The following is a 12146-nucleotide window of genomic DNA, read 5'->3' on the forward strand; positions in this document are numbered from 1 at the left end:
GCAGATCACGAAGGTCACCGGCGACGCGGCAGCCGGCCTTTCGCTGGCCGGCCACGATCCGATGTCCGAGGTCATGGGGCTGGCAGACACCTGGTGGAGAGGCGCTGACTCGCTGATCGCGATCTACGGGGGAGAGGCCGAGTGCCTCTCCGCTCCGAAAAGCCGAACCGCCTGCATCTACTCCGGCCTCGACGAGTGGGCACTGCGCCCTTGACGTCCGGGCGGGTGCGTCGACGCGCCGCGAGGGGCATCCGGCAAGATCCGGACGAGAGGACCCGGCGCTCAGCCGACCCCGTCGAAGACGGACGCCAGCGCGGCGCGGAGCTGTTCGTCCTCGCGGATCATCGCGTGGTCGGAGCCGTAGACGACCAGGCGGCGGTCCCCGGTCACGAGCGCGGCCAGCCGGTCGCGCTGCGCCGGCGTCAGGGCGGCGGCGCCGAGCGCCCGCAGGGCGTCGCAGGCGCCCTCGAGGTCGGCGCGGGTCTCGGCCGAGTGCAGCGCCGCTTCGGCGAGCCGGGTACGGTCGAGGCCCGCCGGATCGGCGACGGCGAGCAGCCCGAGGACGGCCGAGGGCGCTTGGGCCGGGTCGTCGAGGAGAGCGTGGAGCCGGGCGGTCAGCGGGCGCCCGGCCGGGCCGAGCACGGCGAGCTCGCGGGCGGCGCGGGCAGCCGTCCGGTGGAACCACTGCTGGCCCTCGCTCGCGTCGAACACCGAGGCCAGCAACGGGACGACCTCGGCCGCATCACCGGCGATCCGCCACAGGGCGAGCGCCAGGGCCAGGTCGCGGTCCACCTCCGGCGTGGTGTCGCGGTCGGCGGTGCGGCCGAGCGCCGTCCGCAGGGCCGGGGCGAGGCGGGCGGCCGCCGGGCCGAGGCCGGCCACGGCGCGGGCGCCCTCGGCGACGCCGCGCACACCGGTGGCGAGCGAAGCCTCGGCGGCGGCGAACAGCGGCCCGGCCTCGCCGGTCAGCTCGTACAGTGCCCGCGCCACGAGCAGCTTTCCGGCGCCGGCCCGCAGGGCGGTGGCGGCCTGCTCGCGCTGCTCCGGCCCGACGCCGGCGGCGACGGCGGTGATCGCGGAGGCGGCGTACGGGAACACGGGCAGGACGGCGCACAGTTCGGGCAGCGCCCCGCCGGCCCGAGGGCCCCATTGCCGCAGCAGGTGGACCAGCCCGGCGGTGTCGTTGTGCTGCTCGGTCGTCGAGCAACCGCAGTCCCTGCGCCCCTCGGAACGCTCCACTGCCTTGGCGGCCAGTCGAGTGCGGACCGCGGCGAACAGTTCCGGGTCGAACGGGAAGGGCGCATCGGCCGGGGCGTAGGACCCGGCGGCGCACTGCATGGCGCGCGGGCGCCGGCCGAAGGCCCGGGCCAGCAGCGGGGCGGCGGCCCGCGGCGACACCAGGACGAGCGCGGCGAGGGCCTGGTCGGCCGCCTCGTCGTCCGGCTGCGCGGCGAGTTCGGCGAGGACGGGGGCGGCCTCGGCAGCGGCCGGGCCGATCTTGCCCAGCAGCTGGGCGGCCGCCCAGTCGGCGGCGAGCGGGACGATCGCCGGGATCAGCCGCTGCGGGGCGCTGCGGGACAGGGTGCAGGCGTGGTCGGCCGCCCAGAGGGCCTCGGCCCGCACCTCGGGGCGCTCGTCGCGCAGCGCGGCGTCGAGCAGCACGAGGGCGCTCTCGCGGTCGGCGTCGCCGTCCCGCCGCAGCAGGATCCCGACGATGGAGCGCAGCGGCTCCCGGTGTTCGTCCGCGTAGCCGGACCCGGCCGTCTCACGCGCGGGCAACAGGCCGAGGACGGCGTCCCGGTGCGCGGCGAGCCACGGCTCCTCGGCGTTCAACGAGGCGAACACGGCGGCCAGGCGCAACGGCGCGGGCGTGTCCGGGCCGAGCAGGGCGCGAGCCTCGGTGACGGCGCCCGCGCGGTCCAACCGGCCGTACGCGGTGAGGAGTTCGGCGCGGACGACCGGTTCGGTCTCGGCGGCCAGGCGGGCCCGGACGGCGGGCAGGGCGGTGCGGGTGTCCCGGGTGTGCCCGACCGTCCAGCCGGCCGCCTGCCGGACGGCGGGATCCTCATCGGCCAACAGCGTGCCGAGCAGCGGCAGCTGGGCGGTCACGGCGGCCCGGACGGCGCCCGGCTCGACGTCGTACTCGTCCTCGCTCTCGGCGAGGCAGCCGAGCAGCCGGAGCGCGTCGACCGTCTGCCTGCCGGAGGCGGCGATCCGGGCGAGGTACGGGGCGGCGTCGACGCTGGCCGCGTACACGGTGCCCTGGTGCACGATCGAGCCGTACAGCTCGCCCAGTGCCTCCTCGGCGTCCTCACCGCCCGCGGCGAAGGTGCGCAACAGCCCGGGCAGGTCCTCGGCGGGGCCGTAGGCGTGGTTCACGGTGGACCAGGGGTGGGCGTCGAGCCCGGCGAGGGCGGTGGGGAGATCCATGGCCGTGATCTTCGCAGGGGCCTCTGACATCCGTTCGGACAGGTGCTGCGGGCAGGTCCCGGACCGTTCGATCAAGTGGCGCCAGTGGCCGAAGAGTTCGAGGTCCGCCAGGTGGTACTGGGCCACGTGTCCCGGCAACTGGCACACGCCCCGGCCGCCCGGCTCTGCCCGTCGACTCCGGTCGCGGAGGAGCAGATGGCCGCGGCACCGGCGGAGCCGGTCGGTGAGCTCCCGTGCGAGGTCACGGGCCGGCGCGATGCCCTCTCGGACGGCCATCACCCGGGCCGTCTGCGCGGATCTCCCCCACGCGAGGGAGGCGGATCACCCTCGAGTACGAAGACCCGACGCGGAGGGAGACGTGATCGTGAACGCATGACGAGTTCTCCCGACCCGAGACGGGTGCCCGGCGCATGAACGCGATGGCAGCCGTACACGCCGCCCGGCGCTGGCGACCGGCGCGCCGCCCGGTCCCGGTACCCCTGAGATGGGCCTGGCCCGCGTACCTGTCCGCAGTCGACCAACTGGTGTACGCGGCGGAGAAGGGCTACTACGCAACCCAAGGGCGCCTGGGCATTCCCGGCGGACCACCGGTCACCGCCTCCCAGTACGCCGACGTCCCCGATGTCGCGCTCGCGCAGTGGACGCTGGCCTCACTGGGCGTGCTCTCAGCCGTCATGGCGCTCGCCGCCGTACGTCCGTGGGGCGGCCTGCTCCCGCGCCCGCTGCTGCTCCTCGGGCTGTGGGGAACGGCCGCCCTGGCGGCCGTCAGCCAGATCCACGTGGCCCGGGAAGTCCTCTTCGGTTCCGGTCCCGCCGACTGGTCGGCGCGAGCCGCAGTGCAAGGCGTCGTAGGCCTGTGCCTGTGGCTTGCCATGGCCTGGCTCTTCACGCGCCGACGAGGACAGAACCCCACAGCCACGGAGAAGACGGCGCGAGGCACGGAATGAAGGAAGCAACGGATGACCGGCCTCCCACGCGCCGCACCCTGTCCGTACGCCGATGGGCCCCCTACGCGACCTGTGTCTGGACCCTCGCCGGCTACGGAACGCTGAAACTCTACTGGGCGCTGGGCGGCACGGCGCTCACCTCCAGTGCTCCTCTGCCCCGGTCGGGCCGAGAGGAACTGGTCGTGCAGACCCCCGGCGCGATGGCCGGCCACTGGATATCGGTCGGCCTGGTCCTCCTGGGCGCCTTGGCGGCGCTCGCCACGGTCCGGCCGTGGGGGCACGTGCTGCCACGCCGGCTCCTGGCCGTGCCGATGTGGATCATCGGCGCCCTCATGGTGCTGCGCGCCTGCGGCGCCTTCGGCTTCGGCTTCATCGGCGACATCATGGTGCTGACGGGCCACCTCCACGTGGACCCGCCCGACACCGGGATCGCGCACCACGTCTCCCGCATGGATCTGCTGCTCTGGTCGCCCTACTTCCTGGTCTGGGGCCTGCTGTGGGCAGCAACCGCCTGGGCCGTGCCGAGGCGACCGGCCCGCTAAGGCTTGTCCCGCAAACCGCCTGTTCAGGGCCTGATGGCATGATCGAGGCGTGATCAGTGAACCCGGTCAGTCCGGTGCGATGAGGTATGTCCTGTTCGATGTCGATGGCACGTTGATCGATGCCGTGGACAATCAGCGCCTGGTCTGGCGGACGTGGGCAGAGCGGTACGGTCTGGACCCTGATGAGGTCTACCGAGTGGCGCTACGGACGAGGCCGATGGAGACCTTCGCGCAGGTCGCTCCGGACCGGGACGCTGAGAAGTGCCTGGCCGCACTGCACGAGCTGGAGGACGAGGACGTCCGCACCGGCACCTATACGGCTTTCGACGGCGCCTCGGAGCTGCTGAACGCTCTGCGGCCCGGGGCCTGGGCGCTGGTGACGTCGAACTATGAGCACCGGGTACGTGGACGTTTCGCCCGGACGGGCTTGCCGGTCCCGGAAGTCCTCGTGGACGCCGCCGCGGTGGAGGAGGGCAAGCCGTCACCAGTGCCGTATCTGCAGGCCGCCGCGCGACTTGGCGCCCAACCGGAAGACTGCCTGGTCATCGAGGACGCCCCCTCCGGGGTGCAGTCCGGGCTGCGGGCCGGGATGACGGTGTGGGGCGTCAACGCCCCCGCCGCGGTGGACGGCGTGCATCGCCACTTCGACACCTTGCACGAAGCGGTCCGCGACATCCTCGCCTTCGTCTCCGGACCCCACCCTCACCGGCTGGAGGGTTCGTGACCACGGCGCCGGAGCCGTCTTGGACAGTCCCGTTCACCGGGCTGAGCCCGCGCCGATTCACGAAACCGGTGTCGGCACTGCGTCGCACGGAAGTCGATGCCACCCGCCGGGGCAGACCGTGGAGCCCGCCGCCGGCAGACAGAGCCCCGCTGGTCACGGCTTACTCGCGCACGGACTTGACGATGCGCCAGGTCGCCCCGCTGGGTACTCCACCGACCACCAGGTCGTCATCGACGCCGACACCCGCAGGGTCGTCGTGGTCGGACGGCCCCTTCGCGGGCAACCGCAACGACTGCAAGGCGTGGGAGCAATCCGGCGCCGAAGACGCCGTCGGGAAGACGATGACGATCGCCGACGGCGGCCACCCGGGCTCCGGGCTCGTCCGCATAGCCCCGTAGCAGCTGCGCCGTCCAACCCGACTCGAAGGTCTTTTGTGGGACAAGTCTTAGGCCGTCTCTTTCGGATCTTGCCGGGCCCGCGGCGGCGCCCGGCACCGCACCCGGCCTTCAGGTACGGCCTCAGGAGAGAACCCATTGGGGTGGGTGGCCGGGGTCGGCCGGGCAGGTGAAGACGTGCAGGTCCCGGTCCCGGCCGAAGCGGAGCCGGGTCGGCTCGCCAACGGAGCGGCCGCCCTGGATCGAGGCCTTCCCCCCCCGCAGGGACGGGTCGCGGTCCTCCAGGGGTACCCAGCTGTGTGAGCCGGCGTCCGCCTCCTCACCGGCGGCGGTCAGCAGCAGCCGCATAGGGGTCGCGCAGGATTCGCAGTCGACCGGCATCGGGCCCGTGGACGCCCAGCTCGGAAAGCCGCCCACCCGCCAGCCGGGCGGGATCGACAGGTCGAGCTGGTAACTGGGGGCGTCAGGGCCGTGTTCCGCGGTCCGGGCGTCCTCCCATGCGTCGATGCGGGCGATCAGAGAGGCGGGCAGCGTGTCGTCCTCCGCCCAGGGGTAGGTGTCCACCTCTTCGGGATGCAGGACACACGGCTCGGGGAGTTCGTGCTCCCATCGCAGCATGGGCACCTCGGGCGGGGGAGCGAGGAACCGCCCCCCCGCGCTCGGTCTCCGCGGCCCGCCGCCACCGCAGGTGGTACCGGCGCGTCAGGTGCGGGCCGTGGTTGAACGGGCAGCGGAAGATCTGCACCAGATCCGCGCCGCCGGGCCCGGCCGCCAGGGCCGGGATGTCCCGGCGGAAGAACTGGGCGAGGCCCACGAACGGCACCGGGCCGTCTTCCCAGGGCGTTCCGGAGCCCTGCCACGGCTGACTGCGCGGCCGGACGCCCGCGGCCCGGGCACGTCGGATCGCGTCCGGCTCGTACCCCTCGGACTCGGGCCGGTGGGGCTCCCGGCAGAGCGGCCACGGCTCTTCGGCCGGCCACAGCATCGGTCCGCCGACATGGCTCTCGCGCATGCCGGGTCGCCCCGGCCGGGGGTGCAGCCGGGTGGTCCGGCCCCGATGGGCGGCGAGCTCCGGGAACACCGCCTCCACGGGCACGGGTCGGGTCGGCGTGGTCCTCGTCATGGGCAGACCGTACGTGGACGGGGAAACACCGCCCGAACGGATTGAGCCCCGGTGGTGTCCAGGACCTCCCGGCGGTCGGGAGGTGCTGGACACCACCGGCATGTTCAACGGAGCGTCGATGGACGCTGGTTACCCGATACCGCAACCGGGCCGCCGACCGGTCGAGCGGCGCCTGCCCGCGACGACGCCCGAGTCCCGCGAGCGTGACCGGCCAGAGCGCTCAGCGCCCTTTCGGAGCCGGTCGACGCCAGGTGCGGCGAGCGTGTGCCGGCCGCTCGCCGGCGGATCGGTGGCGGCGTTCGGTGAGCATCCCCTTGCCCTCGGGTACGCCGGTGGCGGCCGAGGCGACGGCCCGGGCCGAGTTTGCCGCGGGCGAGGACGAGAATGGTCAGCGCGGTGGCGGCGCCGCAGGCGGGGAGCGCGGCGAGAACACCTGGTCGGGCGGCGAGGGCGGCGGCGAGCGCGGTTCCGGCCGCCTGCCCGGTACCGACCGACAGGATCAGCCAGGCGTACGCCTCGGTGGTGCGGGAGGCGGAGGCGAGAGCGTCCACGGTGTGGAAGCCATTGGTGATGATCAAGGTGAAGAACAGCCCCGGGATCGCCATGAGGGCGAAGGCGGTCCGGGGTCCGGGCTGGGCCAGCAGGGGCGTCCAGCCGAGGAGGAACAGGGCGCTGGTGGTGATGAGCTGCGATCGGGTCGTGCCGGGCCACGCCCGGCGGGCGTAGACCAGACTGCCCAGGAAGCTGCCGGTGGAGAACACGGCAGGAAGAAGTCCGCAGAGCATCGCCTGCCCGTGCGTGCCGGCCAGGCCCGCGGCCCACACGTTCATCGCTCCGAACGTGAACCCCGTTCCCGCCAGCGCGGTGAACAGCAGGACCAGGCCAGCGCTCATCAGCCGTCCTCTTTCGGTCACCCCGGCGGCAGGACGCCAGGTCTGCGATGGTGAGGAGGTCAGGACGATCGTCGTGCCCGTCAGCCCGAGGGCGGCGGTCGCGGCCAGGGCCGTGTCGGGCCCGTGCGTGGTCGCCAGCCACGAGGCGAGCACCGGGCCGGTGATGTAGAGGAGTCCCTGCGAGCCGGTGTCGAGGGCCTGCACGACTCGGCGCCGCCCCAGGTCGGGCAGGACTGTCGGCCAGAGCGCCCGGAGCCCTGCCTCCAGCGGCGGCGTGACCAGACCCGCGAGCCCGACCACCGCGGTCACCGCCGCAGGGTGTCCGCACGCCCGGATCAAGGGGAGCGTTGCCAGACAGCCGGCGTTGAGCAGTACCGCAGGTGCCGACACACGGGTTTGACCGTAGCGGTCCATCAGCCTGCCCTTGACCGGCTGGGACAGGCCGGACGCCAGTCCGTAGAGGGCGGCGAGCATTCCGGCGAAGGACAGCGACCCGCCGCCGCCGGTGATCCACAGGACGATCCCCACGGGAACCATGGAGTTGGGCAGGCGCCCGATCAGGGTGCCGCCGAGCAGGCGGGCAACGTGCCGACTGCCCAGCACGGCGCCGTAGGTGGCGAGCGGCGGGGCGGTGGTCGGGTGTTCGGCCAGGGTCAACAGGGCAGGGCTTTCCGTCGGAGGGACTGCGGGGCGGGGCGGGGCAGGGTGTGGCGGGGTGGGAGCAGTGCAGGGTCCGGCGGGCCGTCGCCGCCGCCGTGGACGCGGTGGTGCCGGCCGAAGGCGCTGCGGCCACGTGTCCGGTGCCAACGGCTGGTGAGCGGGGCGCGGTGCGGGGTGTGATGCGGCGGCAGGACCGCGGCGGCTTCCTCCAGATGCCGGCCGGCCTGTGCGAGGTCTTGGACATGGCGGGTGGTGTGCCTGAGGGCAACGGCGGGTGGACGTCGCTCTCACGGCAGGCCCGAGTGCTCGGCAGGGCTGCCCGGATGGCGCAGGTGCCGGGGAACCCGGAGCGGGAGCGTAACCCGGGGACGACCGGCCGCCGCGGAACTTGTGATCTTCCGACAAGGACTGGGGCAGCGACCGCAGTTGCGGCGGAAGGCGGTGCCGGCGCGGGCCGTACGCGCGTCGTGCGACGTACGGAGGAGGCCCGGTCGGCGCTGACGGGGCCAGGTCCGGACAAGGTGTCCCGAAGCCGGCGATCGGCGCCCTGCCGGAGGCCGGTCGCCCTTCTTCGGCCTTCGGCAGGGACACGCGGACCGTCTCGCCCGGACCGTCGCGGCGGGCGCGTTCCCCGGCAGCCTCTCGCTCGCGCCGGCCGTGCCGTGTTCAACCGGCCCTCGACCGCACCGGACGCGATCGCCAAGGGCGCTCCCCGCGACCGGCGGGTGGCGGTGCCGACCGGGCCGGGGCGACGTCCTCGCGCGGGTCGGCCGGCCGTCCGCCTCGCCCGGAGTCGGCGGCACCGGGCGACGGTGACACGCCCGGCCGGACCGGACGGCCGAGCTTGTCCGCCGCGGCGACGTCGCACTACGGTGCCGGTGTGGACCTCTTCACCCCATCCTGGACGGCCTTGCGCACGGCGGTCGCCGAGATCCCGGACCCGGACTTCGCACGGCCGTCGGGCTGCGCCGGCTGGCTCGTACGGGACCTCGTGTGCCACCTGGTCATCGACGCCCAGGACGTCCTGATCACCCTCGCCACGCCCGCCGCGACGGAGCCGACCGTCGACGCGGTCACCTACTGGCACGTCGAGGACCGGCCCCCGACCGGCGAGGACCCGCTCGACGCCCTCACCGTCCGGCTGGCGGCCGCGTACGGCGACCCGCACCTGCTCCGGTTCCACCTCGACGACGTCGGCTCCGCCGCCGGCCGCGCCGCCGGACTCGCCGACCCGAAGGCCCGGGTGGGCACCCGCGACGAGGTCCTGACCGTGGGCGACTACCTCGGCGCCTACGTCCTGGAGTGGACGCTGCACCACCTCGACCTGATCGCCCACCTCCCGGACGCGCGGACCCGGCCGCTCGAGGAGAGCCTGGCCCGCTCCCGCGCCATGCTGGAACGGATCGCCGGGGCGCCGTTCCCCACGTCGTTCACCGACCGGGACGCGCTCCTGATCGGCACCGGCCGCAGCGCGCCCACCGACGCGCAACGGGCCGAACTGCGCGACGCGGCGGTGAGGTTCCCGCTCGTCCTGGGCTGACCCGCCCCGCCCGCGCCGGTCAGGGGGTGCTGAGCGCCTGCGGGCGGCCGAGGTCTCGTTCCGCCGAACGGATGCAGTCGTCGAGCAGCAGGGCGTCCGCAGGGATCACAGCAGCCCCTTCCCACGTTGAACCGTCAAGAGGTGCGCTCCGCGCTGACGCACCGCACCGCACTGCTGACCCATGGGATGAGGAAGATCCGATGCATGCCGCCGAGGAGAACCGGCCCGAGCTGGACCCGGTCAGCGTCCTGAACGCGAAGAGGACGCTGCTCCAGCTGCTCGGCCGGGCGGGGGTCTCCGCCGACGATGCGGAGGGCCTGATCGCCCTGGTCGAGGCGGGCGCCTTGGCCGGGGCGTGCGAGGAGGTCGGCGCGCTCGGTGGGTCCGTACCGGGGGACAAGGGCGAGCCGTACGAGTCGGGCTGGCTGGACGGTGCCCGCGCCGTCACCGACGAGCTCCGCTCGATCGCCGAACGGGCGCTGCGGCAAACCGTCGACCCCGACGCACCGGGCGTCGCCTCGGCCGCCCGCCCACCGGTCGGCCGCATGGAGGTGGAGCAGGCGAAGGCAGCCGTCAGCCCGCTCTACCTCGCCTTCACGGCCGCCTCCGACCTCGACCCCGGGGCCACCGAAGAGGTACTGCGCGCCGTCCTCGCCACGATGACCCCCCGGCAGAGGGCCCGGTACGCCGGCCGGCTGGCGGATTTCGTCGCAGCGCACCGGGCCCGCCTGGAGCGCTTGTACGTGGAGTACGGGCCCGGCAGTCCCACCGCCATCCACGGCCGCTACTCCCTGCTGCACTCCGCCACCAGCATCGCCGTGCTGGAACGGCTCGCCGTGCCGACGGCCGCACTGCGGGAGGAGTGGGACGCAGCCGAGCTGCCGCCCGCCTGGCTGGACGGTCCGCTGAGGGCCTGGGAAGCGGTGGGCTGACCCGCGCGGTCGGCCCGCGGCCGTTCACCTCAGGGCGAAGAGCATGTTGACCGAATTGTAGTAGTTGGGCAGGTGCACCATCTCCGATCCCGGACGCGGCGGGTCGGCCTTCGGCCAGTTCCGCGGGCCCAGCAGATGGTCGGAGTAGTCGGTGTGCCAGACCTTCGGCACGAACCAGATGCGGTACGCCCCCGGTCGCGCGTCCGGTTCGAACCGCCAGAGTTGCGTGGCGCTGCCCGCGCCCGTCCGGCAGTCGCGCAGGGTGACCTCGACGAGATTCCCGCCGCCGGTGGTTCCGTCGAGGCACGTGCCGGTGCCCGTGTTGCGCAGCTGGTAAGCGTTCTGACGGGCGGCGGGCAGCTGCTCCCAGCCCTGGTCGGCCTTTCCGGTGCACTTCTCGAGCTGCAACGGGCTGCCGGAACCGGGGCCGCCCGGGCCGACGCACAGCCCCGAGGCCACATGGACCAGGGCGGCGCCGGTGCGCTGCGCCGAGGGCGACGCGGAAGGCGCCACGGCGGAGGCCGAGGCGGACGGGGAGGCGGGCGCGGAGTCGGAAGGGACCGGAGCGGCGGGAGCGGTGGCGAAGGCCGCCGGGCCGATGGCCGTGACCGGTTCGGTTTCCGGGAGCGGGCCGCCCGGGGCCACGGACGCGGTGGCGGGAGCCGCGGCCCGGCCGGCACCATCGATCTCGGAGTCGCCCGGCAGCAGGACGACCACGCCGGCCGCCGTTCCCACCACGGCCGCCGCGGCGGCCCATTTCACCGCGCCGACCTTGGCTCCGGCGAGCTGCGTCCCGTTCAACGTGCTCGAAGCCAGCTGCGTGCCGCCCCCACCCAGGGCCGACAGGAAGGAAGCGGGGTTCCACAACAGGATTCCACCCAGCAGCAGCACGCCCAGACGGCTGTTGACATCGCGCAGGTCGCGCTCGGCCCGTGCACAGTCGTCGCACCCCTGAAGGTGGCGGCCGAGATCCCGGGTGAGGCGTCTGCCCGGTCGGCGCAGCCTGGCGGCTATCTGACCGCCGTAGTGCTTGCACTCGTCACTCGCGCTCTGGTCCAGGTGAGCGCGCAGGTAGGCCTCCCGCAGGCCTTCCCGTGCACGCGACACCAGTGAGCCGACGCCTCCCGCCGATATCCCGAGGCGTGCCGCGGTCTCGGCCGCCGGCTCGTGTTCGACGACGGAGTGCCACAGTACGGCCTGCCAGCGCTCCGGCAACGACCGGTAGGCACGCAGGACCAGCGACCCCTCCTCCGCCGAGAAGACGGCGTCCTCGGTGTCCTGACCGTCCGAGAGCTGGGCCGCCCACTCCTCGAAATCGTCGGACAGCCGAGTACGGGCGGTGTCCCGCGCCCACACGGCCGCCAGACGCCGCACACAGGTCAGCAGGTACGGTCGCCAGGCGTATTCGGGGCCGGCTCCCCAGGCAATGGCCCGGTAGGTACGGGCAAAGGCCTCGGCGGCGAGGTCCTGGGCGGTGGACAGGTCCCGGCAGCAGGTGCGGGCATAGGCGAGCACCGAGGGATGGTGACGGGTGAACACCTCGTCCATCACGTCGCTGACCGCCGCGTCGGACTCCGACGAGTGCCCGCGCAGCAGGGCGCAGAGCTCGCCGTCGCTGAGGCTTCGAAGCTGCTGCTTACGGGCGGTACCTGGTGAACTCAACACGTGCTCCCGTGTGGCTTGCTGATGACCCGGGCGTCGGTTCCGGGGGCATCCGTCATGAGGGTGCGACGCTGCGCCCGACCGGAATTCGCGCAAGTGTGCACCCTTGCAGGGCCGCACGCAAACGGGAGGCACAACCGGAAGCGCTGGCCCGGGCGGCCGGTAGAAGGGCGGACGGGCGAACCTCGCCCGCCGGAGCACAACGTGGCTGCCGAGACCGGCCAGTACCGGTACATCCGGGGCGATCCGGGAGGCCTGGGAGATCTGGTGCCCGGTAGGTGACGGTGACGGCACACGC

9 protein-coding genes and 1 pseudogene are annotated in these 12146 nt (G+C 73.7%); 6 read left to right on the forward strand and 4 right to left on the reverse strand.

The genetic code is table 11. The features are described from left to right. Positions 1-282: 282 nt before the first annotated feature. Entirely contained in the window at positions 283-2556 is a 2274-nt protein-coding gene (locus tag ACXNSR_RS38590; RefSeq protein WP_458640001.1) for a HEAT repeat domain-containing protein, read from the reverse strand. A gap of 284 nt (positions 2557-2840) precedes the next feature. Here ACXNSR_RS38590 and ACXNSR_RS38595 point away from each other — a divergent pair, with 284 nt between their 5' ends. The 4 genes and pseudogenes from ACXNSR_RS38595 to ACXNSR_RS38610 form a co-directional block, all read left to right on the forward strand. Beyond that, positions 2841-3377, forward strand: coding sequence for a hypothetical protein (locus tag ACXNSR_RS38595; protein ID WP_458640002.1), 537 nt, complete (start codon positions 2841-2843; stop codon positions 3375-3377). Beyond that, a complete protein-coding gene (locus ACXNSR_RS38600; RefSeq protein WP_458640003.1) occupies positions 3374-3919 on the forward strand; it encodes a DUF3995 domain-containing protein in 546 nt (181 codons plus the stop codon). Before ACXNSR_RS38595 ends, ACXNSR_RS38600 begins: the two co-directional genes overlap by 4 nt. Before the next feature lie 49 nt (positions 3920-3968). After that, positions 3969-4643 carry an HAD family hydrolase gene (locus ACXNSR_RS38605; RefSeq protein WP_458640004.1) on the forward strand — a complete coding sequence of 225 codons (675 nt, stop codon included), beginning with the start codon at positions 3969-3971 and terminating at the stop codon, positions 4641-4643. Beyond that, positions 4640-5026: pseudogene (locus tag ACXNSR_RS38610) on the forward strand (IS5/IS1182 family transposase); the annotation flags it as partial. The gene ACXNSR_RS38605 and the pseudogene ACXNSR_RS38610, both read left to right, overlap by 4 nt. A 135-nt stretch (positions 5027-5161) precedes the next feature. Here the strand turns inward: ACXNSR_RS38610 and ACXNSR_RS38615 are convergent. Both ACXNSR_RS38615 and ACXNSR_RS38620 read right to left on the reverse strand, forming a co-directional pair. Beyond that, positions 5162-5656, reverse strand: a complete 495-nt coding sequence (locus ACXNSR_RS38615; RefSeq protein WP_458640005.1) for a hypothetical protein — start codon at positions 5654-5656, stop codon at positions 5162-5164. 609 nt (positions 5657-6265) lie between these two features. Further along, positions 6266-7711: an MFS transporter gene (locus ACXNSR_RS38620; RefSeq protein WP_458640006.1), complete on the reverse strand. Its 1446-nt coding sequence runs from the start codon at positions 7709-7711 to the stop codon at positions 6266-6268. 883 nt (positions 7712-8594) lie between these two features. On the opposite strand from ACXNSR_RS38620, the gene ACXNSR_RS38625 reads away from it, so the two are divergent. After that, positions 8595-9254, forward strand: coding sequence for a maleylpyruvate isomerase N-terminal domain-containing protein (locus tag ACXNSR_RS38625; RefSeq protein WP_458640007.1), 660 nt, complete (start codon positions 8595-8597; stop codon positions 9252-9254). A gap of 200 nt (positions 9255-9454) precedes the next feature. Then, positions 9455-10186 (forward strand): hypothetical protein, encoded by a 732-nt coding sequence (locus ACXNSR_RS38630; protein ID WP_458640008.1) that lies wholly within the window; start codon positions 9455-9457, stop codon positions 10184-10186. Positions 10187-10210: 24 nt separating this feature from the next. Here ACXNSR_RS38630 and ACXNSR_RS38635 read toward each other — a convergent pair whose 3' ends face one another. Next, on the reverse strand, positions 10211-11848 hold the full coding sequence (locus tag ACXNSR_RS38635; protein WP_458640009.1) for a sigma-70 family RNA polymerase sigma factor: 1638 nt from the start codon (positions 11846-11848) through the stop codon (positions 10211-10213). Between the last annotated feature and the right edge of the window lie 298 nt (positions 11849-12146).

The organism is Streptomyces sp. NC-S4 (assembly GCF_054353315.1).